The 22,451-nt window shown below is 73.4% G+C and carries 19 protein-coding genes; 8 read left to right on the top strand and 11 right to left on the bottom strand.

What is annotated here, in order from left to right; translation table 11 throughout:
- Positions 1-22: 22 nt before the first annotated feature.
- From ACIBQ6_RS10010 to ACIBQ6_RS09995, 4 genes are read right to left on the bottom strand one after another with little or no spacing between them, the layout of a single operon-like run.
- Complete coding sequence (locus tag ACIBQ6_RS10010) at positions 23-937, bottom strand: ABC transporter ATP-binding protein (protein WP_397211040.1); 915 nt, start codon at positions 935-937, stop codon at positions 23-25.
- The gene (locus tag ACIBQ6_RS10005; protein ID WP_358286192.1) at positions 924-1,757 is read right to left on the bottom strand and encodes an ABC transporter permease; all 834 of its coding nucleotides are present in this window, start codon (positions 1,755-1,757) and stop codon (positions 924-926) included. The genes ACIBQ6_RS10010 and ACIBQ6_RS10005 overlap by 14 nt, the downstream gene beginning before the upstream one ends.
- Positions 1,754-2,692 carry an ABC transporter permease gene (locus tag ACIBQ6_RS10000; RefSeq protein WP_397211038.1) on the bottom strand — a complete coding sequence of 313 codons (939 nt, stop codon included), beginning with the start codon at positions 2,690-2,692 and terminating at the stop codon, positions 1,754-1,756. The genes ACIBQ6_RS10005 and ACIBQ6_RS10000 overlap by 4 nt, the downstream gene beginning before the upstream one ends.
- Positions 2,689-4,188, bottom strand: a complete 1,500-nt coding sequence (locus ACIBQ6_RS09995; RefSeq protein ID WP_397211036.1) for an ABC transporter substrate-binding protein — start codon at positions 4,186-4,188, stop codon at positions 2,689-2,691. The genes ACIBQ6_RS10000 and ACIBQ6_RS09995 overlap by 4 nt, the downstream gene beginning before the upstream one ends.
- Positions 4,189-4,277: 89 nt before the next feature.
- Between ACIBQ6_RS09995 and ACIBQ6_RS09990 the strand changes: the two genes are divergently transcribed.
- The 6 genes from ACIBQ6_RS09990 to ACIBQ6_RS09965 all read left to right on the top strand — a co-directional run bounded on the left by ACIBQ6_RS09990 (position 4,278) and on the right by ACIBQ6_RS09965 (position 11,719).
- The gene (locus ACIBQ6_RS09990; RefSeq protein ID WP_397211034.1) at positions 4,278-5,075 is read left to right on the top strand and encodes a FadR/GntR family transcriptional regulator; all 798 of its coding nucleotides are present in this window, start codon (positions 4,278-4,280) and stop codon (positions 5,073-5,075) included.
- A gap of 29 nt (positions 5,076-5,104) precedes the next feature.
- Positions 5,105-6,088 carry an adenylate/guanylate cyclase domain-containing protein gene (locus tag ACIBQ6_RS09985; protein WP_358286184.1) on the top strand — a complete coding sequence of 328 codons (984 nt, stop codon included), beginning with the start codon at positions 5,105-5,107 and terminating at the stop codon, positions 6,086-6,088.
- A complete protein-coding gene (locus tag ACIBQ6_RS09980) occupies positions 6,085-6,843 on the top strand; it encodes an aminotransferase class IV (RefSeq protein WP_397211032.1) in 759 nt (252 codons plus the stop codon). Before ACIBQ6_RS09985 ends, ACIBQ6_RS09980 begins: the two co-directional genes overlap by 4 nt.
- A gap of 29 nt (positions 6,844-6,872) precedes the next feature.
- Positions 6,873-7,844, top strand: a complete 972-nt coding sequence (locus ACIBQ6_RS09975) for an LLM class flavin-dependent oxidoreductase (RefSeq protein ID WP_397211030.1) — start codon at positions 6,873-6,875, stop codon at positions 7,842-7,844.
- Positions 7,845-7,963: 119 nt separating this feature from the next.
- Complete coding sequence (locus tag ACIBQ6_RS09970) at positions 7,964-10,120, top strand: choice-of-anchor J domain-containing protein (RefSeq protein WP_358286178.1); 2,157 nt, start codon at positions 7,964-7,966, stop codon at positions 10,118-10,120.
- A gap of 87 nt (positions 10,121-10,207) precedes the next feature.
- Entirely contained in the window at positions 10,208-11,719 is a 1,512-nt protein-coding gene (locus ACIBQ6_RS09965) for an acyl-CoA synthetase (RefSeq protein ID WP_397211028.1), read from the top strand.
- Positions 11,720-11,732: 13 nt separating this feature from the next.
- On the opposite strand, the gene ACIBQ6_RS09960 is transcribed toward ACIBQ6_RS09965, so the two are convergent.
- Positions 11,733-13,346: a benzoate-CoA ligase family protein gene (locus tag ACIBQ6_RS09960; protein ID WP_397211026.1), complete on the bottom strand. Its 1,614-nt coding sequence runs from the start codon at positions 13,344-13,346 to the stop codon at positions 11,733-11,735.
- Positions 13,347-13,411: 65 nt separating this feature from the next.
- Positions 13,412-14,371, bottom strand: a complete 960-nt coding sequence (locus ACIBQ6_RS09955; protein ID WP_397211024.1) for a LysR substrate-binding domain-containing protein — start codon at positions 14,369-14,371, stop codon at positions 13,412-13,414.
- Between the two features lie 64 nt (positions 14,372-14,435).
- On the opposite strand from ACIBQ6_RS09955, the gene ACIBQ6_RS09950 reads away from it, so the two are divergent.
- The gene (locus ACIBQ6_RS09950) at positions 14,436-15,632 is read left to right on the top strand and encodes an MFS transporter (protein ID WP_397211022.1); all 1,197 of its coding nucleotides are present in this window, start codon (positions 14,436-14,438) and stop codon (positions 15,630-15,632) included.
- A 37-nt stretch (positions 15,633-15,669) separates the two neighbouring features.
- Positions 15,670-16,863: a S8 family serine peptidase gene (locus ACIBQ6_RS09945; protein ID WP_358286168.1), complete on the top strand. Its 1,194-nt coding sequence runs from the start codon at positions 15,670-15,672 to the stop codon at positions 16,861-16,863.
- A gap of 59 nt (positions 16,864-16,922) precedes the next feature.
- Here ACIBQ6_RS09945 and ACIBQ6_RS09940 read toward each other — a convergent pair whose 3' ends face one another.
- Genes ACIBQ6_RS09940 through ACIBQ6_RS09920 form a run of 5 tightly spaced genes read right to left on the bottom strand, consistent with a single transcriptional unit; the run spans position 16,923 to position 22,378 of the window.
- Positions 16,923-17,882, bottom strand: coding sequence for an aldo/keto reductase (locus ACIBQ6_RS09940; protein WP_397211020.1), 960 nt, complete (start codon positions 17,880-17,882; stop codon positions 16,923-16,925).
- Positions 17,879-18,751 carry a branched-chain amino acid ABC transporter permease gene (locus ACIBQ6_RS09935; protein ID WP_357707625.1) on the bottom strand — a complete coding sequence of 291 codons (873 nt, stop codon included), beginning with the start codon at positions 18,749-18,751 and terminating at the stop codon, positions 17,879-17,881. Before ACIBQ6_RS09935 ends, ACIBQ6_RS09940 begins: the two co-directional genes overlap by 4 nt.
- On the bottom strand, positions 18,751-19,902 hold the full coding sequence (locus ACIBQ6_RS09930) for an ABC transporter substrate-binding protein (protein ID WP_397211018.1): 1,152 nt from the start codon (positions 19,900-19,902) through the stop codon (positions 18,751-18,753). Before ACIBQ6_RS09930 ends, ACIBQ6_RS09935 begins: the two co-directional genes overlap by 1 nt.
- Positions 19,899-21,629, bottom strand: coding sequence for an ATP-binding cassette domain-containing protein (locus tag ACIBQ6_RS09925; protein WP_397211016.1), 1,731 nt, complete (start codon positions 21,627-21,629; stop codon positions 19,899-19,901). The genes ACIBQ6_RS09930 and ACIBQ6_RS09925 overlap by 4 nt, the downstream gene beginning before the upstream one ends.
- Positions 21,629-22,378 (bottom strand): ABC transporter ATP-binding protein, encoded by a 750-nt coding sequence (locus ACIBQ6_RS09920; protein WP_397211014.1) that lies wholly within the window; start codon positions 22,376-22,378, stop codon positions 21,629-21,631. The genes ACIBQ6_RS09925 and ACIBQ6_RS09920 overlap by 1 nt, the downstream gene beginning before the upstream one ends.
- Between the last annotated feature and the right edge of the window lie 73 nt (positions 22,379-22,451).

The following is a 22,451-nucleotide window of genomic DNA, read 5'->3' as shown; positions in this document are numbered from 1 at the left end:
ACCCGGTGGGTCACCCAGTGGCTCATTCTGCGGGGTGCCAGCATGCGTGGGCATGGCCGTCTCCTGTCAGCGCCGGCGGGGTCTCGCACCGCGGGGTGGCGTGCGGGCAGCGGTTGCGGAACACGCAGCCCTCGGGGAAGGCGCCCGCGGGCGGCACGCTGCCCTTGATGGTCGGGAGCCTGGTGCCGCGCGGCGTGAGCCGGGAGGCGGCCAGCAGGCCCTCGGTGTATCGGTGGCGGGGGCGGGTGAAGACCTCGCGGACGGTCCCGGTCTCGACGACGCGGCCGCCGTACATGACGATCACCCGCTCGCAGACGGAGGCCACCACCGCCAGGTCGTGGGTGATGAACAGCAGCGCGGGGGCGACCTCGGCGATCAGCTCCAGCATCTGCTTCTGCACGGTGACGTCGAGCGCGGTGGTCGGCTCGTCGCAGACGAGCAGCCCCGGCTCGTTGGCCAGGGCGATGGCGAGCATGACGCGCTGCCGCTGGCCGCCGGAGAGCTGGTGGGGATAGGCGCGGGCGATCTGCCCGGGTTCGGGGAGCCGGACGCGGTCCAGCAGCGCGAGCGCGCGCCGCCCGGCCTCGGCGCGGGGGACGCCGTGCAGGGTCATGGCCTCGGCGACCTGCGCGCCGACGCGCATGAGCGGGTTGAGCGCGGTCATCGGCTCCTGGAAGACCATGGACAACTCGCGCCCGCGCAGGTCCTTCAGCCGCTTCTCGGGCACGCCGAGCAGGTCGCGCTCCCCCAGCCTGGCCGTGCCGGACGCGGTGACGCCCTCGGGCAGCAGGCCCATGAGCGACAGCGCGGTCAGCGACTTGCCGGACCCGGACTCGCCGATCAGCCCGACCCGCTCGCCGGGCCCGATCGCGAACGACACGTCGTGCACGAGCCCCACCGCGCCGGCCCGTACGGAAAGCCCCTCAACCGTCAGCACGGACCCTCCTGAGCTTCGGATCGAGGTGGTCGCGCAGCCCGTCGCCGAGCAGGTTGAACCCGAGGACGGCGAGCGCGATCGCCAGGCCCGGCCACAGCGCGAGGCGCGGGGTGGAGAACAGCAGCTCCTGCGACTCCTGCAACATCCGCCCCCAGGACGGGGTCGGCGGCCGGGTGCCGAACCCGAGGAACGACAGCGCCGCCTCGGCCAGGATCGCGATCGCGAACGACACCGACGCCTGCACGATCAGCACCGACCCGATGTTCGGCAGCACGTGCCGCACGGCGATCGCGCCCCGGCGGCGGCCCGCGGCGCGCGCGGCCAGGATGTAGTCGGTCACCATGACCTGGAGCGTCGCGGCGCGGGCCACCCGCGCGAACGCGGGCACGGTGGCCACGCCGATCGCGATCATCGCGGTGAGCGTGCCGGCTCCGTAGACCGCGCCCAGCATGACGGCCAGCAGCAGCGCGGGGAAGGCGAACACCAGGTCGTTGACCCGCATGATCAGCTCCGACAGCCAGCCGCGCGGCGTCATCCCGGCGACCACGCCGAGCGGCACGCCGAGGACGGCGGCGATCCCGACGGCCACCACGCCGACGTAGAGGGTGGTGCGCGCGCCGACCATGAGCTGGCTGAGGGTGTCGCGGCCGAACTTGTCGGCGCCGAGCAGGTAGCCGCCGCCGGGGTCGCGCAGCTTGCGGGCGGCGTCGACGAGGGTCGGGTCGTGCGGCGTCCAGACGAACGAGAGCAGCGCGGCCAGCGTCACCAGCCCGACCAGCGCGCCGCCGGTCAGCAGCGCGGCGTTCGCCCGGCCCTTCATCGCAGCCTCGGGTCGAGCAGGCGGTAGGCGACGTCCACCACGAAGTTGATCAGCAGGACCGCGGCCACCAGCACCATCACCACACCCTGGACGAGCAGCAGGTCGCGCCCGGCGACGCCGTTGAGCAGCAGGTCGCCGAGCCCGGGCAGCACGAAGACCCGCTCGACCACGACCGCCCCGACCAGCAGGGTGGCCAGTTGCAGGCCGAGCACGGTGACCACGGGGATCGAGGCGTTGCGCAGGCCGTGCCGCCACAGGGCGCCGGCGCTGCCGCGGCCCTTGGCGCGGGCGGTGCGCAGGTAGTCCTCGCGCATGACGTCGAGGACGGCGCTGCGCACGTAGCGGGTGAGCACGGCGCCCTGGACGAGCCCGAGCGACAACCACGGCAGCAGCATCGAGCGCAGCCACTCCTGCGGGCTGTCGGCGATCGGGACGTACCCGCCGGAGGGCAGCGCCTGGGCCTTCACCGCGAACACGAACACCAGCAGGATGCCCGCCAGGAAGGCGGGGACGGCGATGCCGAGCTGGCCGGCCGCGCTGATCGCCGCGCCGAGCGGGTTGCGGTGGTGCACGGCGGCGAACGTGCCGAGCGGCACCGCGACGGCCAGCGCCAGCACCATGCCGCCCAGCACCAGCACGGCCGTCACGCCGAGCCGCTCGCCGATCTGCGGGCCGATGGGCGAGCTGGTGACGTAGGAGACGCCGAAGTCGCCGTGGGCCAGCCCGCCGACCCAGTCGAGGAACTGCACGGCCGGCGGGCGGTCGGTGCCGAACTGGCGGCGCAGCGCGGCGACCGCGTCGGGGGTGGCGTTGACGCCGAGCGCGATCTCGGCCGGGTCGCCGGGCAGCAGCGCCATGAACGCGAACACCGCGACGGCGGCGACGGCGGCGCTCACGATCAGCACCGCCAGCCGTTTGAGCAGGTAGAGCGTCACTGCTTGGCGAGACCGGTGAAGTCGAAGGACTCCGCGATGGCGTTCTTCGGCAGCCCGGTGACGCCCTTCTTCGCCACGATCAGGTTGGGGAACAGGAACAGCCAGTCGGCGGCGGCGTCGTCGGAGAGCAGCTTGGCGGCCTTCTTCAGGTCGTCGGTCTGCTGCTGCTCGGTGCCGGCGTCGGCGGAGGCGAGGAGTTTGCCGAACTCGGGGTTGTCATAGTGGAAGTAATACGATTTATCGGCAAAAATCCCCATGTCCCGGGGCTCGACGTGGTTGATGATGGACAGGTCGTAGTCGCCCTGCTTGAACACCACGTCCAGCCAGCGGGCCGGGAACTCCAGCGGCTCGATGTCGGCCGTGATGCCCACCTGGGCCAGCTGCGACTTCACGACCTGCGCGCTCGCCACCGCGTACGGCAGGTTGGGGATGCGCATCTTGACCGTCAGCGTCCTGCCGCCCAGCAGTTCCTTGGCCTTGGCCGGGTCGTGGGGGTAGTCGCCGGTGCGGTCTTCGTACCAGGGGTCGGTGGGCGGCACCATCGAGCCGATGAGCTGGCCGCGCCCGGCCCACGCGGTGTCCAGCAGCGCCTTGTGGTCGATGGCGTACCGGACGGCCTGGCGGGCCTTGACGTCGTCGAACGGCGGCCGGGCGTTGTTCATGGACAGCACGACCTCGCCGTTGGTGGTGCCCTCGACCGTCTGGAACCGGTTCGGATCGGCGAACTGCTGCAGCGACTCGGGGGCCTGCACGGCGGAGATGACGTCGATGCCGCCGGTCAGCAGCGCGTTGTTCATCGCCGTGGCGTCCTTGAAGTACTTCAGCGTGATCGCCGACAGCGCCGGCTTGGCGCCCCAGTAGGAGGGGTTGGCGGCGAGCTGGATCGACTCGCCGCGCTTCCACGCCCCGAGCGTGTACGGCCCGGTGCCGACGGGCTTGTTGGCCAGGTCGGCCACGCCGGTGCGGCTGAACATGGCGCCGAGGCGGGTGGCCAGGGCGTAGAGGAAGCCGTTGCTCGGCCGCTTGAGGGTGACGACGGCGGTGGCGTCGTCGGTCTTGGTCACCCTGTCGATGACGTCGAGCTGGGCCTTGATCTTGAGCTTCCAGTCGCTTCTGACCCGGTCGAGCGAGAACACCACGTCGTCGGCCGTGAACGGCGCCCCGCTGCTGAACGTGACGCCCTTGCGCAGGGTGAAGGTGTAGGTCTTCCGGTCGTCGGAGACCGACCACTTCTCGGCCAGCAGCGGCTTGATCGAGCCGTCCTGGTCGAGCTTGACCAGGCCCTCGTAGACGTTGACCAGCAACGCCTGCGGGATGGCCGCGCCCTCGGTGGCGGTGAAGTCGAGGTTGGCCGGCTCGGCCACGAACCCTACGGACAGGGACTGGGCCTTGGGGGTGCCCGCGGTGCCGGAACCGCCCGAGCCGGAACCGCCGCCACAGGCGGCTGTGACCAGCAGGAGACCGCCCACGGCGATCCAGATTCCGATTCGCCTCATGTCTTACAGCCTCCTGGCTAGTGCACTGGTCTGACCAGTAGGCTACGCACATTGCCAGTCCGTGACGGCTCGGGTCAAGGGGGCTTCCGATGGGTGCACGGTTCGAGCCGGTGCGGGCCGTACGCGCTTACGAGCGGGTCGTGGAACAGGTCGAGGAGGCCATCGAGAGCGGGGCCCTCGGGCCGGGGGCGCGGCTGCCGAGCGAGCGCGAGCTGATGGTGCAGTTCTCCGTCGGGCGCTCCACGGTGCGGGAGGCGCTGCGCGTGCTCCAGGCGCGCGGCCTGGTGCGGTCCCGGCCGGGCGATCCCAACGGCGCGGAGGTGCTGCCGTTCTCCCCCGCCGCCTTACACAAGTCGATGACCACGCTGGCGCGGGTGGCCGAGCTGTCGCTGGCCGAGCTGGTGCAGTTCAGGATGGTGCTCGACTCCTCGGCCGTGCTGCTGGCCGCGCGGCTGCGCACCGAGGAGCAGCTCGCCGCGATGGAGGCGGCCATCGCCGCCATGCGCGCCGCCATGCGCGCCGCCGCGCCCGCCGCCACCGCCTCCCCCTCCGCGTCCGCGTCCGCGTCCGACCACGACGCCTTCAGCGCCGCCGACGTGGCCTTCCACGACGTCGTCGTGGCGGCCAGCGGCAACACGCTGATCCAGGTCTGCACCGACGTGGTCCGCTCGGTCGTGCTGGGGCTGATCGCCGGGAAGATCGCCGACGCGCCCGACCGCGAGTCGCTGATGCGGCGCAGCATCCGGCACCACGAGGAGGTGCTGGCCGCCGTGCGCGCCGGCGACGGGGCCTCGGCCGCGCGCCTGCTGCGCCGGTCCATGTACGACTACTACGCCGTCCACCTGCCCGACGCCGAGCGGCCCGCCCTGCGCGCCCTCCTGGAGTGACGCCCGCCACAGGGTGTTATGTTGCACGCGTGTCACGCGAGGACGGGGACGGGGTGGCGGAGGCGTTCCTGCGCGCGCCGCGCCGCTACACCAGCCACCAGGTGGCCCACATGGCCGGGGTCCCGGTCTACCGGGCGCGCCGGTTGTGGCGGGCGCTGGGGTTCGCCAACGTGGCCGACGACGCGGTCGAGTTCACCGACTCCGACGTCGAGGCGCTGCGCACCATGCTCTCGATGGTCAGCTCCGGCGCCTACGACGAGGAGCACATGCTGCTGATGGCCCGCTCGATCGGGCGGGCGACGGCCCGGCTCGCCGAGTCGCAGGCCGAGCTGGGCGCCGAGGCGCTCGACCAGGCGGGCGTGCCGCTGGCCGAACGCCCGCGGGCCTGGCGGCGGCGGGCCGAGCGGGTGGTGCCCGACCTGGCGCGGCTGCTGGTCTACGCCTGGCAGCGGCAGCTCGCCGCCGCCGCCGGCCGGCTGGCCGACCAGGACATGAGCGCCGTGCGCATGGCGGTGGGGTTCGCCGACCTGGTGGCCTTCACCCGGCTCAGCCGGCAGATCACGGCGACCGAGCTGGCCCGGCTGGTCGACAGGTTCGAGGGCCGCTCGGCCGACGTGGTCACGTCCTCGGGCGGGCGGGTGGTCAAGACGCTCGGCGACTCGGTGCTGTTCGTGGCCGACAAGTCGCACGTGGCGGCCGAGATCGCGCTGCGCCTGGTGGAGACCCACCGCGGCAGGGACATGCCCGAGCTGCGGGTGGGCCTGGCCGCCGGGCCGGTGATCTGGCGCATGGGCGACGTGTTCGGCACCACCGTCAACCTGGCCAGCCGGCTCACCGCGCTCTCCCTGCCGGGAACGATCCTGGCCGACCCCGAGATGGCCGAGGAGCTGGAGGGCGACCGGGCCTTCCTGCTGCGCGCGGTCGACCGGCTGTCGGTGCGCGGGCTCGGCGAGCTGGCGCCCTTCACGATCATGCGCGCGGGGGCCGGCGGACAGGACATGCTGGACGCATGATCGTACGAGCGGTGGTCGAGGGCAGGCCGGTGGACGCCGACGCGCGCTTCGCGCTGGAGGCCCGCTACGGGCACTTCACCGCCATGCAGGTCAGAGACCGGCGCACCCGCGGCCTGGCCCTGCATCTGGAACGGCTGGCGGCGGCCAACCTGGAGCTGTTCGGCGCCCGGCTCGACCCGGCGGCGGTGCTCGGCGCGATCCGGGCCGTGCTCGGCGACGACCTGCGCGACGCGGGCGTGCGGGTCTACGTCGTCGAGCACGACGGCCGCCCGCGCGTCGTGGCCACCGCCGCCCCGCCCACCGAGGTCGCCACCCGCCCGCAGCGCGTCGCGGCGGTCGTCTACCAGCGTTACCTGCCGCACATCAAGAAGGCGGCCGGCTTCGCCCAGGCGCACCTGCGGCGGACCGTCGCGCCCCTGGGCTTCGACGAGGCGCTGCTGACCACGGCCGACGGCCTGATCAGCGAGGGCGCGATCACGAACGTCGGCTGCTGGTCCGCCGGCCGCCTGGTGTGGCCGGACGCGCCGATGCTGCGCGGCACCGCCATGGGCCTGCTGGAAGGCATCGACGTGCCCCAGGAGCGCCGCCCGCTGCGGGTCGCCGACCTGCCGGGCTTCGACCTGGTGTTCCTGTGCAACTCCCACGGCGTGGTCCCGGTCGGCGAGGTCGACGGCGTCCCGCTGCGGCAGGACGGCCCGACGCTGGCCCGGCTCCTCTCCTGCTACGACGCCGTCCCGTGGGACCCGCTGGATTGATCCCGGGGCGTGCGGCGTTGCACGCAGGCGTGACGCTTTACTCGATTCTCGACCGTTCGCTCCTGCGGCGGGGCTCCGACGCGGCCACCGCGCTGCGGGACACCGTCGCGTTCGCCCGGCAGGCCGAGGAGCTGGGCTACCACCGGTTCTGGGTGGCCGAGCACCACAGCGTGCCCGGCGTGGCGGGGGCGGCGCCGACCGTGCTGGCCGCGGCCGTCGCGGCGGCGACCGGGCGGATCCGGGTGGGCACCGGCGGCGTGATGCTGCCCAACCACCGGCCGCTGGTGGTGGCCGAGCAGTTCGGCGTGCTGGAGTCGCTGCACCCGGGGCGGATCGACATGGGGCTCGGGCGTTCGGTGGGGTTCACGGGCGGCGTCCGGCGGGCGCTCGGCCACGGCAAGGAGGCCGCGGACGGGTTCGGCGACCAGGTCGGCGAGTTGCTGGGGTACTTCACCGGCGGGCAGCGGGCGCATCCGGGCGTGCACGCCGTCCCGGCCGAGGGGCTGCGTCCGCAGGTGTTCGTGCTGGCCATGGGGTCGGGGGCGGATCTGGCGGCGGAGCTCGGACTGCCCATGGTGATCGGGGCCGGGCCGCGGGCGGTGGAGGCGGCGGCGCGCTACCGGGCGGGCTTCCGGCCCTCGGAGTGGGCGGCGCGGCCGTACCTGATGGCGGCGGTCAGCGTCGCGGTCGGGGCGACCCGCGAGGAGGCGGCGCAGCTCCAGCTGCCGGAGGCGTGGTCCACGGCGCGCTCGCGCACCAGCGGCGCGTTCCCGCCCCTGGTGCCGGCCGAGGAGATCGCCCGGCTGGAGCTGACCGGGCGGGAGCGGGCGCTGCTGGCGGAGGCGCTGAAGGGGCAGATCCACGGCACCGCGCCGGAGGTGGCGGTCGCGCTGGGCTCACTGGTGGCGGCCACCGGCGCCGACGAGGTGCTGGTCACGATGAACACCTACGACCTGGAGCGGCGGCTGGATTCGTACCGGCGGCTGGCCGTTCTGGTTTGATCGCCAATTCCACCGCATTTTGTTGGCAAATGCCCCCATTGCGCGCGCCAATTCGGTTCCGGTAATTACCGGATGTCACCCCTGTTCCATCCGGGCAACACCCATACCTAGGGGGTTCAATGGCGCGCACCCGAATCATCGGAATCGCTGCCGCACTTCTCTTACTGCCCACGCTGACCGCGATACCCGCGTCGGCCGAGTCCCCGCAGGCGGCCGCCACGGCCGCGCCGCCGAGCGACGTCAAGGAGCTCACCCGCAAGGACTTCACCCTCGACGGCAAGCCCGTCAAGGTCCCGGCGAAGTACGAGGCCCGCGCCAAGGCCAAGGCCGCCGCCGAGACGCCGCCGGTCGGCACCGTGCGGCAGTGGCTGGCCACGGACGACTACAACGGCCGCCTGTACCGCAAGGACTACACGCTGCGCGGCGTCGGCGACAAGATCGAGGTCTGGGTCGCCAACGACCTGGCCTTCCCGGCCGGCGACTGCCGGATGCAGGTGCCCGGGACGACGGAGATCACCGATGCCCAGGTCACGAACCTGGTGCAGCAGTTCGACACGAACATGTACCCGAAGGAGACCGCGACCTTCAGCACGCCGCCGGACCGGGACGGCACGAACGCCGTGCTCGGCCCCGACGCCAACGGCAACGGCGGCGTCTACACCGGCGCCGGCGACCGCACGGTGACGCTGATCGACAACGTCCGGGACGACAACTACTACACCTTCCCGGCCGCGACCACGTACATCGCGGGCTTCTTCTCCTCCCAGTACAACGAGCTGCTCGACCGCAACGTGATGACGATCGACGCGTTCGACTGGCTGCACAGGACCGGCGCGAACCCGCCGGACAACCCGACCTCCGACGTGTGCACCTCGCGCTCGGCCCGGCCCTTCCAGTACGAGGGCGTCTTCGCCCACGAGTGGCAGCACCTGCTGCACTACTACACCGACCCGCTTGAGACCACCTGGATGAACGAGGGCCTGTCGGACTTCGCGATCTCGGTGACGGGTTACGGCAACCCCAAGGCGACGGTGTTCGAGAAGGGCTTCGACAACCACATCAACTGCTTCCAGGGCTTCGGCATCGTCCAGACGCCGTACAACCCGAACCCGCGCAACTGCGGCGGCCCGCAGAACTCGCTCAACCTGTGGGGCGACGGCGGCAACCCGGACGCGGTGCTGGCCGACTACGGCAACGCGTACTCGTTCATGCTGTTCCTGTACGACCGGTACGGCGCGGACTTCCTGTCCAAGCTGCACCGTGACGGCTCCCTGCAGGGCCTGGCCAGCGTCAAGGCGGCGCTCGGCAGCACGGACCTGTACCAGGTGCTGCACGACTACCAGACGATGGTGCTGGTGGACAAGGTCGTGGGCAGCCGCGGCGTGGTGCTGGGCGTGCCGAAGAAGCGGGTGACGACCGCGAGCCTGAACTCCACGGTCAACCTCGCCAACCCGGCCGCGTACAACACTCCGGGGGCGGCCCCGAACGGCGCCGACTACGTGCAGATCCGCAAGCCGGGCGGCGCGGCGCCGACCTCGCTGTCCTTCCAGGGCGCCAAGACGCTGCCGCCGATCCCGCTGGCCTGGACCGTCGTCTCCGACGACCCCGACCGCGCGGGCAACCCGGTGCTGTGGTCGGGCAACGCCAGCAACCTCAACGTCGCCGCGGTGACCAAGGTGACGGTCCCGGCCGCCGACCCGACGCTGCGCTTCCTCGCCAAGTACGGCGCGGAGTCCGGCTTCGACTACGGCTACGTGATCGTCTCCGCGGACGGCGGCAAGACCTACACCGCGATCCCCGGTGACAAGACGGTGGCCGGCCCGCTCGGCCCGGCCGTCAACGGCACCACCACCGGGTTCCAGCCGCACAGCTACAGCCTGTCCGCCTACGCGGGCAAGGAGATCCTCGTCGGCTTCCAGTACGTCAGCGACGGCGGGGTCAACGAGGGCGGCTGGAAGATCGACGACGTCACGGTGGGCGCGACGGCGGTGAGCGACGGGGCCGGCCTGGAGCCGTTCGACTCCCCGACCGAGATCTCGCCGACGCCGGTCAGCAACTGGAACGTGCGTCTGGTCGGCCTGGACGAGCGGCACTCGGTGGTGCTGCAGGCCCAGTTCGACGGCAAGGGCTCGATCAGCCTCAACCGGCTGCAGCTCGCGCCGTTCGCGGTCTTCCCGTCGGTGGTCGCGATCGTGGCCTATGACGAGCCGACCGAGCAGGTCCAGCAGTACGCGCCGTACACGCTGAAGGTCAACGGCGTCACCCAGCCAGGGTGAGCCCGAGGAGGCGTCCGCCGGGGGTCGGCGGGCGCCTCCTTCGTCGGGTACGATCGCCGAACATCATTCGGCATGGGGGTGCCCAGCATGACCACGCGCCAGCACACGATCGGCGACCTCCTGCGGCGCTCGGCCGCCAGGTTCCCCGCCAAGACCGCCGTGATCTACGGCAACGTCCGCCAGAGCTACGCCGATCTCGACCTTGAGGTCAACCGCACGGCCAACGCGCTGGCGGCGCGGGGCGTGGCCAAGGGCGACCGGTTCGCCCTGTTCAGCCATAACAACCATGCCTTCGTGGTGGCCTACTTCGCGCTGGCCCGGCTGGGCGCGATCTCCGTGCCGATCAACTTCATGCTCGGGCCGCGCGAGGTGGCCTACATCCTGGAGCACTCCGGCGCGACGGGGATGCTGGCGGAGGAGGCGCTGCTGCCGGTGGCCGAGGCCGCGGCCGGGCCCGCCGTGCGGGTGCGCGGCGTGATCGGCGCGGCCGAGGGCTGGGAGTCCTTCGCCACCTGGCGCGGCGACGACGCCGAGCCGCAGGTGGAGATCGCCGCCGACGACCCGATCCAGCTCATGTACACCAGCGGCACCGAGTCCCGGCCCAAGGGCGCCACGCTGTCCAGCGGGAGCCTGCTGGCCCAGTACGTGAGCTGCGTCGTCGACGGCGAGATGAGCTCCGACGACGTCGAGGTGCACGCGCTGCCCCTCTACCACTGCGCCCAGCTCCACTGCTTCCTGACGCCCGGCATCTACCTGGGCGCCACCAACCTCATCCTGCCGGGCGCCGACCCGGCCTCGATCCTGGCCACCATCGAGGGCGAGCGCGCGACCAAGCTGTTCTGCCCGCCCACGGTGTGGATCGCCCTGCTGCGCCACCCCGACTTCGACCGCCGTGACCTGTCCTCGCTGCGCAAGGGCTACTACGGCGCCTCGATCATGCCGGTCGAGGTGCTGAAGGAGATCTCGGCCCGGCTGCCGGACGTGCGCCTGTTCAACTTCTACGGCCAGACCGAGATGGCGCCCCTGGCCACCATCCTGCGGCCCGAGGAGCAGCTGACCCGGCTGGGCTCGGCCGGGCGGCCCGCGCTCAACGTCGAGACCAGGATCGTCGACGACGAGGACCGGCCGGTGGCGCCGGGCGTGGTCGGCGAGATCGTCCACCGCAGCCCGCACGCCATGCTCGGCTACTGGAACGACCCCGACAAGACCGCCGAGGCGTTCCGCGGCGGCTGGTTCCACAGCGGCGACCTCGGCGTCATGGACGCCGACGGCTACCTGTCGGTGGTCGACCGGAAGAAGGACATGATCAAGTCCGGCGGCGAGAACGTGGCGAGCCGCGAGGTGGAGGAGGTCATCTACCAGCATCCGGCGGTCGCCGAGGCGGCCGTGTTCGGCGTCCCGGACGAGCGGTGGATCGAGGCGGTGACGGCCGCCGTGGTGCTGCGCGAGGGCGCGGGGCTGACCGCGGCCGAGCTGAACGCGTTCCTGCGCGAGCGGCTGGCCTCCTTCAAGACGCCCAAGAACGTGGTGTTCGTGGACGCGCTGCCGAAGAACGCCTCCGGCAAGGTGCTCAAACGCGAACTGCGCGACGCCTTCTGAGAGCCCGCGCCGGTCACTTGCCGAGCAGGTCGGCGGCCAGTTGCCGGAGCACCGCGCGCTGGACCGCGCCCGTCGCCGTCCTCGGCAGCTCGTCCAGGACCAGCACCTCGTGCGGGAGCAGGACGGCGGCCAGGCCCTCGCGGCAGAACGCGATGAGCTCGCCCGCGTCGATCGGGCGGCCCGGCCTGGGCACCACGCAGGCGACCGGCCGGTCCGGCCCGTCGGCGCCGGCGTGGGCGACCACCGCGCACTCGGCGACCGCGGGGTGCTCCAGCAGCCGGGCCTCGGCCTCCAGGGGTGACGTCCAGGCGCCGCCCGTCCTGATCAGGTCGCCGGAGCGGCCCAGGAAGCGGTAGGAGCCGTCGGCGTCCCGGGCGCAGGTGTCGCCGGTGCGCAGCCACTCGCCCTGGAACGCCTGGCGGGTGGCGGCGGTGCGGCACCAGTAGCCGGTGGCGATCGAGTCGCCGCGCACGTACAGGTGGCCGGGTTCGCCGTCGGGGACGGGCGCGCCGGAGTCGTCCAGCAGGCGCACCTCGTAGCCGGGCACGACGGCGCCCGAGCCGGCGGGGCGCGCCTGGCCCGGACGGCCGGAGAGGAAGACGTGCAGCGACTCGGCGGAGCCCAGGCCGTCGATGAGGTCCACGCCGAAGCGGCCGGTGAGACGGCGGTGGAGCTCGGCGGGCAGCGCCTCGCCCGCGGAGACGGCCAGGCGGACCGAGGCGAAGGCGTCCTTGGGGGCCTCGGCGGCCAGCAGCGCGGCGTAGAACGACGGGCCGGCGAAGAACAGGGTGGGGCGCTCGGCCAGCAGTCGTTCGACGACGCCGCCCGGGGTGGGCGCGGCGGGGTCGAGGATCGTGGTCGCGCCCGCGGCGAGCGGGAGGATCAGGGAGTTGCCGAGCCCGTAGGCGGAGAACAGCCGGGCCGCCGAGAGGCACCGGTCCTCGGGGCGCACGCCGAGCACCTGCCGCCCGTACGCCTCGTGGACGTCGCGCAGCGCGCCGTGGCGGTGCATGGCCGCCTTGGGCGCGCCGGTGGTGCCGGCGGTGTAGAGCCACAGCGCGGGCGAGTCGGGCCAGGTGTCGTACGCGCCGGTCGCGCCCCGGCCGGCCTCCAGCACGTCCGACCACAGGCAGACCGGCACGCCGGGCTCGACCGCCGCCGACGGGCCCGCTCCGGTCGCGGTGGCGATGCGCGCCACGTGGCCGGGGGCCTGGCCCGCGTCGGTGAGCACGAGCGCCACGACCTCGGGCGCCGACAGCAGCGCCTCCTGCACGGCCGCCTCGAACTCGGGCGCGGAGACCACCACCCGCGCCCTGGAGTCGCGGATCAGCGCGCCCAGCTCGGCCCCGTCGTACAGGGCGGGCACCGGGACGGCGACCGCGCCCATCCGCAGCACGGCCAGGATCGTGATCAGCGTCTCGGGCCGGTCGGGCAGGACGAGCAGCACGCGCTCCTCCGGCCGCACGCCCATCACCCGCAGCCCGCCGGCCAGCTCGGCGACGTGCGTGGCGAGCTGGGCGTACGTCATGGCGCCCAGCGGCCCGGCGACGGCGACGCGGTCGCCGTGCCCGGCCTCGACCAGGCGGTCGGTGAGATGGACGCCGGCGTTGAACGACTCGGCAGGCATGGTCGTCCCCATCCGCAGAAGGGCTTTGCAGCTGAAGTCTCCATACAGAATCGATGAGCCGTCAACTACTTCTGCGAGGACGGGTGTCGGCAGGGCCGCAACCCCGGGCCGACGTCGGCGGCGCCGGAGCGCACGTGGTCCAGGAAGGCGCGCACGGCGGGCGTGAGCCGGGCCCCGGCGGGCCAGCACGCCCCGATCGTCCGGAACACCGGAGGCGACAGCGGGATCTGCACGACGCCCTCGGCGGGCGCCAGACGGGGCAGCACGGCCACGCCGAGCCCGGCCGCCACCAGGCCGCGCACGGTCTCCGACTCCTGCCCCTCGAAGGCGATCCTGGGCGTGAACCCGGCCGCCGCGCACAGGTCGTCGGTGATCTGGCGGACGCCGTAGCCGTGTTCGAGCGTCACCAGCTCCTCCCCGGCCAGCTCGGCGGGCCGCACCCTGGCACGTCCGGCGAACCGGTGGCCGGGCGGCACGGACAACACCAGCTCCTGGTCGGCGAGCGGGTGCCCGGCCAGGCCCGGGTCGCCGTCGGGCAGGGGCGCGACGAACACCAGGTCGATCTCGCCCTCGGCGAGCGCGCGCAGCATGTCCTGGCGCGAGCCCTGCGCCAGGCTGAACCGCACGCCCGGGTGGCGCTCGCGGAAGCCCCGGATCAGCGAGGGGACGAGCGTGCGGCCCAGCAGGTGCAGGAACCCGAGCACGATCCGGCCGCTGCCGGGGTCGATCTCCTCGCGCACCTCGCGGGCGGCCGACTCCATGGTGGCCAGCGCCCTGCCGGAGGCGGCGGCCAGGACGCGCCCGGCCCTGGTCAGGCGGATGCCCCGCCCGTACGGGACGACGAGTGGGGCTCCGACCAGGTCGGCCAGGGCGGCCAGGCGGCGGCTGGCGGTGGGCTGCGGCATGCCGAGCAGCTCGGCCGCCCGCGTGACGTGCCCGGTCTCCCCCACGGCGGCCAGCAGGGCGAGCGTGGGAGCCAGCCCGGCGGCCAGCCGCTCGTCCGCGAGCTCGTACTCATCCACCACAGCATGAATTATGGCCTACTTCCGCATTGGACGTATTTATTAGCCTTGCTTAGCGTTTCCAGGCGTGGCGGTCATCGAAGCTCAACGAGTCGGCACCCGGCGGGCCGGTCCGGCCGTGGCGGCGGCCGGCGTCTCCTCCTTCGCCCTGCTGTACGCGCCGCAGCCCGTCCTGCCGCAGCTGGCCGCCGACTTCCGGCTCGACCCCGGCGGCGCGTCGCTGGCCGTCGGCGTGGCCACGGCGGCGCTGGCGGTGGCGGTGCTGCCGCTGGCCGCGCTGGCGGAGGTCGTCGGGCGGCGGCGGATGATCGTGTGGTCCGTGCTGGCCTCGGCGCTGATCGGGCTGGCGCTGCCGCTGGCGCCGACGTTCCCGGTGCTGGTGGCGATGCGGGCGGCGCAGGGGGTGGCGGTCGCCGGGTTCGCCGGGGTCGGGGCGGCGTACCTGGCCGATCTGGTGGGGGCGACGAGGCTGGCCGGGGCGGTCGGCGTGATGATCGCCGGGAACTCGGTGGGCGGGATGCTGGGCCGGCTGGGCGCCGGGTTCGCCGCCGGGCCGTGGGGGTGGCGGGGCGCGCTGCTGGTGGTGGCCGGCGTGTCGCTGCTCTGCTCGGCGTACGCGGCCCGCACGCTGCCCGCCCCGCCGCCCTTCGTCCGTGCTCCACACGCCGGAGGCGGCGGCCGGATCGGGACGGCGCTGCTGGCGCCGTACACGGTGGGGGCGCTGGGCGTCGGCGCGTTCGTCGCCCTCTACAACGCCGCCTCCTTCCGCCTGTCCGCGCCGCCGCTGTCGCTCTCCCCCGCCGTGGCCTCCCTGGTGTTCCTCTCCTACGCCCTCGGCACCGCCTCCTCGGCCGCCGCCGGCCGGCTGGCGGACCGCCTGGGACGCCGGGCGGCCCTGGTCGCCGCCCTGGCCGTGACGGCCGCCGGCGCGGCGCTGACCGCGCTCGGCCCCCTGGCCGCGGTCGTGACCGGGTTCGCCGTGCTGACCGCCGGGTTCTTCGCCGCGCACGCCGTGGCCAACGCGTGGGTCGCCGCGCAGGCCCCGCCGGCCGCCCGCGGGCGCGCCGCCGGGATCTACACCCTGTGCTACTACCTGGGCAGCGGCGCCGGCGGCACGGCGGGCAGCGCCGTCTACGGCCACGCCGGATGGACCTGGCTGATCGTCCTGACCTCGGCCTGGCTGCTGCTGGCGATCGTGGCCGTGCTCGTCGCGGGCCGGCGGCCGCGGGCTGTTGCCAGGCGACCCCGGCAGGAGTACGCCTGACATCACAGGGGTGGGCTACTTCCAGGAAGGGAAGACGATGGCCGACCAGTTCATCGTGTTGCGCGATCTGAGCAGGACCCGCATGGCCGCGCCGTTCGAGCGGGCCGCCGCCGTGGCCGAGACGCCGAGCGAGCCGCACGTCGAGGTCACCGGGCTCGGCAAGCGCGAGGTGGCCGACCTCGCGCGGGACCCGTCGGTGGCCGCGGTCGCCCGGCCGATGCCGACCACCGTGCCGGGCGCGCCCGAGGACGCCGAGGCCCCGCCGCCGGCGGCGGAGGCGGGCGCGCAGGTCACGTGGGGGGTGCGGGCGCTGGGCGCCGACGCCTCCACCCGTACGGGGGCGGGGACGGTGGTCGCCGTCCTCGACACCGGCATCGACGCCACGCATCCGGCCTTCGCCGGGATGACGCTGGTGGAGGAGGACTTCACCGGGTCGGGCCGCGGCGACAAGGTCGGCCACGGCACCCACTGCGCCGGCACCGTCTTCGGCCGCCCGGTCGACGGCATGCGCATCGGCGTCGCCCCCGGCGTCGAACGGGCGCTGATCGGCAAGGTGCTCGGCGACGACGGCAAGGGCTCGACCGCCGCGACGGTCAAGGGCCTGCTCTGGGCGCTCGGGAACGACGCCGACGTCATCACCATGTCGCTCGGCATCGACTTCCCGGCCGCCATGCGGCAGCTGGAGGAGCGCGGGCTGCCGCAGTTCCTGGCCACGTCGATCGCGCTGGAGTCGTACCGGGCCACGTTGCGGCTCTACGACTCGCTGATGCGGATGATCGCGGCCAGGGCGGCGTTCGGCGCCGGCACGATCGTCGTCGCGGCCACGGGCAACGCCAGCCACCGGGAGCTGCGGCCGGACTTCGAGGTCGGGCCGGAGCTGCCGTCGGCCGCCGAGGGCATGATGGCCGTGGGCGCGGTGCAGCGGCTGCCGTCCGGGCGGCTGGCGGTCGCGCGGTTCTCCAACACCTTCCCGCAGGTGTGCGCGCCGGGCGTGGACGTGGTCTCGGCCCGTACCGGAGGCGGGCTGACCAGCAAGAGCGGCACCAGCATGGCCGCGCCGCACGTGGCCGGGGCGGCGGCGCTGTGGTGGCAGGAGCTGCGGGCGGGCAGCGACGGCGCGCGGGCCGCGGCGGTCACCGGCCGGTTGCTGCTGACCGCCGCGACGGACGTGTTCGTCCCGGACGCCGACACCGAGGACCTGGGCGCGGGGCTGGTCCAGGCGCCCCGCTGAGCCGGCAGGCAGCCCGCATGCAGCCGCACGGTGTCCCGGCCGCGGTGGCCGGGACACCGTCAGGGGCCTTCGGGGTCCACCGTGTCGGCGTCGGCCCAGAACGGCGCGGCCAGCTCGCGCAGCCGCGCCGCGCCGACCCGGTCGAGCAGGGCGAGCGCGCCCGCGTTGTCGGCGAGCTGGGCCGTGCTCGTGACGCCGAACAGCACACTGGCCACGGCCGGATGGGTGAGGCAGAAAGCCACGCACACCTGCGCGGGCGTCGCCTCCAGCGCGGCCGCCACCTCGGCCAGCCCGGCGGCGGCCGTCGCGGCCCGCGCGCGCACGCCGCCGGGGTCGGGGAAGACCGGCCGGGCGGGCCTCTCCTTGCCGGCCAGCAGCCCGCCTTCGAGCACGTCGCTGGCCTGCAGCGAGACGCCGGCGTCGAACACCTCGGAGAACGGCACCCCTTCCGGGATCGAGCGGCGGCACGGGTTGTACTTGAGCTGGGCCAGTTGCGGCCCCGGCGAGCCGAGGTCGCGGGCGTGGTTGCGGATGGTCAGGATCGAGGTGGCCGACCAGTTGTTGACGCCCCAGCAGCCGAGCAGCCCCTCGGCCTCCAGCGCGGCCAGCTCGCGGGCCAGGCGGCGCAGGTCGAGGTCGTCCCGGTGCACGTCGCCGACCACGGCCAGGTCGGCGTGGTCGGTGCCGGCCCGCAGCAGCGCGCGTTCGAGCTGGTCGCGCAGCGGACGCCCGGGGTGGTCGTCGAGCCAGAGCTTGACCGAGAGCAGGTAGTCCTCGCGGGCCAGGCCGGCGGCCCTGACCATGGCCGAGAAGAGCACGTCGGTGAAGACCGGCCGCTGTCCGGGCAGGCCGTAGACGCCCACGTCGAACAGGTTGACGCCGATCTCCACGGCGTGCCGCAGCAGCTCGACGGCCGCGCCGAAGTCCATCCGGTCGTAGGTGTGCCAGGACCCCAGCGACAGCACCGACGCCTCGGGGCCGTGCGCGCCGATCTGGCGCTGGGGGACCTTGACCGTCATACGTTCGCCTCCGAGTCCCAGACCTGGTGGCGGCTGCGCCACCACAACAACGCCACCATCACCAGGAACGGCAGCACCCCGCGGTACTGCTGGACCGCCTCCAGCGACGCCGTCACCCCTTCCAGGCAGCCCAGCAGCAGCCCGCCGGCCAGCGTCAGCCACAGGCTGCTGAACGCCCCCACCATGGCCACCGCCAGCGCGGTCGTGACCAGGTTGCCCAGCGTGGAGAAGTCGCCGCCGAGCCGCGGCGCGACCAGGACGATGACCAGCGTGCTGACCGCGCCGATCGCCACCCAGACGGCCAGCGCGAGCCGGGGCGCGGGGATGCCGACGACCTGCGCGGTGGCCGGTCGTTCCGACAGCGCCTGGAGCCGCAGCCCCACCCGGGTGCGCCCGAGCAGCAGCCCCACGCCGACCGTGATGAGCACCGCGAACGACAGCGACACCAGCACCGCCTGCGGCACGACCACCTCGCCCACGGTGAAGGCGGGCGCGTCGAACGGCTGCGGGAAGCGCCGCGCGCCGCTGGTGTTGTTGCCGAACAGCCGCAGCCCGACCGACATCAGCGCGACGAACACCGCCACGGTGACGGCCGCCTTGGTGCGCAGGTCGTGCTCGCCGAACCAGCGCACCAGGCCGAGGCCGAGCAGCGCCGAGACCAGCCCGCCGGCCAGCGCCCCGAGCGGCAGCGCGAGCCAGACGTTCAGGCCGGCGTCGGTGAGGGTGACCATGACGAAGGCGCCCATCGCGCCCACGGCCGCCATCGCGAAGTTCACCACCGCGACGAGCCGGTAGGTCAGGACGACGCAGAGCCCGAGCAGCGCGTACACGCCGCCGCTGGTCAGGCCCGCGACCACGGAGTCGAGCATCAGCCGTTCCGCTTCGGGACGATGAAGCCCTCGGGCAGCACCGTCCACTTGCCGTTCTCGGCCTTGACGAAGCGGCTGCCCTCGATGGGGTTGTGCGCCTGGCCGGGGCCGAACACCCAGGGCGTGCCGACCATGGGGTAGGTGATGGGCTGCATCGACTTGAACGCCTTGGTCACCGACTCCCGGGTGACGTCCCCCTTGATTGTCTTGAGGACCTGGACGAACACGTCGGCCGCCATCACCCCGCCCTGGCTGAACGCGGTCTTCTGGATCTTGTTGTCGTTGACGATCTTCGCCCACCGCTCGTTGCCCGGCAGCGTCTCGTCGGTGTACGGCTGCCACTCGGTGCCCGCCTGGGCCTTCATGCCGGCCGGGATGAGGGCGGCGTTGGCGTCGGTGTAGGCGTTGGCCATGAGGATGAAGTCGACGTCCTGCATGCCCTGGGTCTTGGCCTGGGCGAACCAGGGCCCGACCTGGGCGTTGTAGACGACCGCCTGGCAGCCGCCGCTCTTGAGCTTGACCAGGTACGGCGTCGGGTCGCCCTGCCCGACCGAGGTGTCCTTGACCGCCAGCGTCTTGCCGGTGATGTCGCTCCACTCCTTGACGGCCGCGTCGATGCCGCCGCCGCTGCCCGGCAGCACGGTGAAGGCCAGGCACACCTTGTCGTGCTTGAGCGTCTCGGAGGCGTAGTAGAGCATCGCGGTCAGCAGCTTGAACGGGCCGGGGTTGACCGGGGCGATGTTCGGGCTGGTGAAGCAGGCCGGGTCCACGCCCACGGCCGGGATCGAGACGATCTGCGCCTTGCTGTAGGTGGCCCGGTTGAGCCCGCAGTCCACGGCGCTGGAGGAGCCGACGAACGCGACGACCTCCTCGGAGTCGATCAGCTCGCGCGCCGCCTCCGTGGAGCGCTGCGGGTTCATCGCGTCGTCCTTGCTGATCAGCTCGATCTTGCGGCCGTTGATCCCGCCGGCCTTGTTGACCTCCTCGAAGACGGCCTTGACCGCCTGCGGCACCTCGGGGGTCTGGAACAGGCCGGTGACTCCGTTGACGGCGCCGACCTTGATGGGCCCGTCGGTGCCCGAGCCGCCGGAGCAGGCCGTCAGAGCGGTCAGCAGGCCGAGGACGGGCAGGGCCATGAGTACGCGTTTCACGATGTCTCCTCCAAGACGGTGCCGAGGTAGGCGGCCCTGACGGCCGGTGCGTCCAAGACGTCGAGCGTCGGCCCCGAGGCGATCACGTGCCCGAAGTCCAGCACCGTGACCTGGCCGCAGGCGGCTCGTACGAGATCCATGTCGTGCTCCACCAGCAGGATCGACACGCCGAAGCGGGCCGGGACCTGGGCCAGGCGGTGGCCGAGGCGCAGCGACTCGGCGGCGGACTGGCCGGCGGCCGGCTCGTCGAGCAGCGCGACCTTCGGCCTGGCGGCGATCGCGGCGGCGACGTCGAGCAGCCTTCTGGTGCCCGCGTCGAGGATCGAGACCGGCACCTCGCCGGGCGGGCAGCCGAAGAAGCGCAGCACCTCCGCCGCCTCCTGCCTGGGCAGGCGCCGCCCGGCGACGATCGCCAGGTACTCCTCCTGCGTCAGCTCCGGAGCGATGGCGGTGGTCTGGAACGTGCGGCGCAGCCCGCGCCGGGCCCTGACGCTCGGGCTGAGCCGGTCGAGTGGCTGCCCGGCGAGCACGACCGAGCCCTCGTAGCGGGCGGCGAAGCCGGTGACCGCGGAGATCAGCGTGGACTTGCCGGCGCCGTTCGGGCCGATCAGGCCGTGGACGCCGAGGGCGGGCACGGTCAGGTCCACGCCGTCCAGGGCGACGACCTGGCCGAACCGCACGCTCAGCCCGCGGATCTCCAGCACGTTCCCCTCGCCCGCCGCCGGAGGAACCGGGGCGGCCTCCTCGGCGGGCCCCTCGGCGGGCGCGGCGGAGGCGGCCTCCAGCAGCGGGCGGGCGGCCCGTTCGCGCCTGCGGGCGCGGGTGAAGTCGGTCTGGCTGACCCCGCTGCGCAGGGCGAAGATCGCCATGACGCCGAACAGGATGCCGCCGAGGTCCTGCGGCAGGCGCAGCTTCTCCAGGACCGTGGCCATGACCGCGCCGAAGATGCCGCCCAGGACGGCGCCCTCGGTGTTGTGCGGCCCGATGAGCACGGCGACCGCGAACAGCGCCAGCGACTGCATCATCACGAAATTTCCGGATACGACGAGGCCGAGCTGCCCCGCCATCAGCCCGCCCCCGATGCCGGCGATGAACGCGCTGATGGCGAAGGCCGTGAGCTTGCTGCGGGCCACGGAGATGCCGTGCGCCGCCGCCGCCCGCTCGGAGTGCCGCAGCTCCAGCCACGACCGCCCGATCCTGGTCCGGTTGACCAGCGCCAGGCCGATCGCGATCAGCACGAACACGGCCATGGCCAGCACGAAGTACGCCGCGTCGGAGGCGAACGGCTCCGGCCGGACGAGCGTCTTCAGCTCGGTCGTGCCGGGGAACTGGTTGGCGTTCAGCACGATGTCGGTGGAGACGGCGAAGCCGAGCGTGACGACGGCGAGGTTGACGCCCCGGATGCGCAGCGCGGGCAGCCCGATCGCGACGCCCACCGGCACGGCCGCCAGGCCGCCGAGCACCAGCCACAGCAGGAAGCCGCCGGGCGCGTCGGCCAGGTTCAGCCGCAGCACCACCCAGGCCCCGATCGCCGCGAACGACATCTGGCACAGCGACATGACCCCGGCCCGCCCGACGATCACGCCGTAGCTCTGCATGAGCACGCCGCTGACCACGGCCGCGATCGCCAGGTAGATCCAGTACGGCGGCAGCACCCAGGGCAGCACCGCGCACGCCGCGACGGCCAGCCCCAGCCCGGGACCCCAGGTTCTCAGCAGCACGTTCATCAGCTCCCGCCTTCCGTGCCGGCCGCCCGGGCGAGACCGTCGTCGGTGACGGCGCCGAAGTAGAGCTCGTGCAGCCGGTCCTGCGCCCCGCGCAGCTCCTCGCACGGACCCTCGAAGACCACCCGGCCCTTGCGCAGCACGTACGCGCGGGCGCCGATCTCCAGCGCCAGGTTGGCGAACTGCTCGACGAGCAGCACCCCGATGCCCCGCTCGGCCAGTTCCCGCACCGAGCCCATCAGGCGGCGGACCACGACCGGCGCGAGCCCGAGCGACATCTCGTCGATGAGGACGACCTTGGGCCCGGCGATCAGCGCCCGGCCGATGACGAGCATCTGCTGCTCGCCGCCGGACAGGTTGGCGGCCGGCAGGGTGCGCCTGCGGTCCAGCTCGGGGAAGATGTCGTAGACCATGGCCGGGTCGCCGTCGCCGGAGACCAGCAGGTTCTGCTCCAGCGTGAGGGTGCGGAACACGGTGCGGGCCTGCTCGGCGTACCCGAGTCCGGCCTGGGCGCGGCGGTAGGTGGGCAGGCCGGTCAGCGGCGTGCCGGCGAGGGCGACCGTGCCGGCGGCGGCGGGGGCCAGGCCCGCGATGCCGTCGAGCAGGGTGGTCTTGCCCGCGCCGTTCGCGCCGAGCAGCACGGTGACCGTGCCGGGCGCGACGCCGAGGCTGACCTCGTGGACGACGGGCACCTCTCCCCTGGAGACGCTGAGGCCCCGTACGTCGAGGACGTCGTCCGCGGGAGCGCCCATCAGCGGCTCCGGCGGCGGTCGTCGGCCGCGGCGGCCGGCGGCGCGTGCGCCGGTCCGCGAGGGGCCCGATCGA

Source organism: Nonomuraea sp. NPDC049655 (assembly GCF_044465465.1).
Classification (GTDB): Bacteria; Actinomycetota; Actinomycetes; order Streptosporangiales; family Streptosporangiaceae; genus Nonomuraea.
The sequence above is the reverse complement of the archived record's forward strand: the minus strand, read 5'-3'. Positions and strand labels throughout refer to the sequence as shown.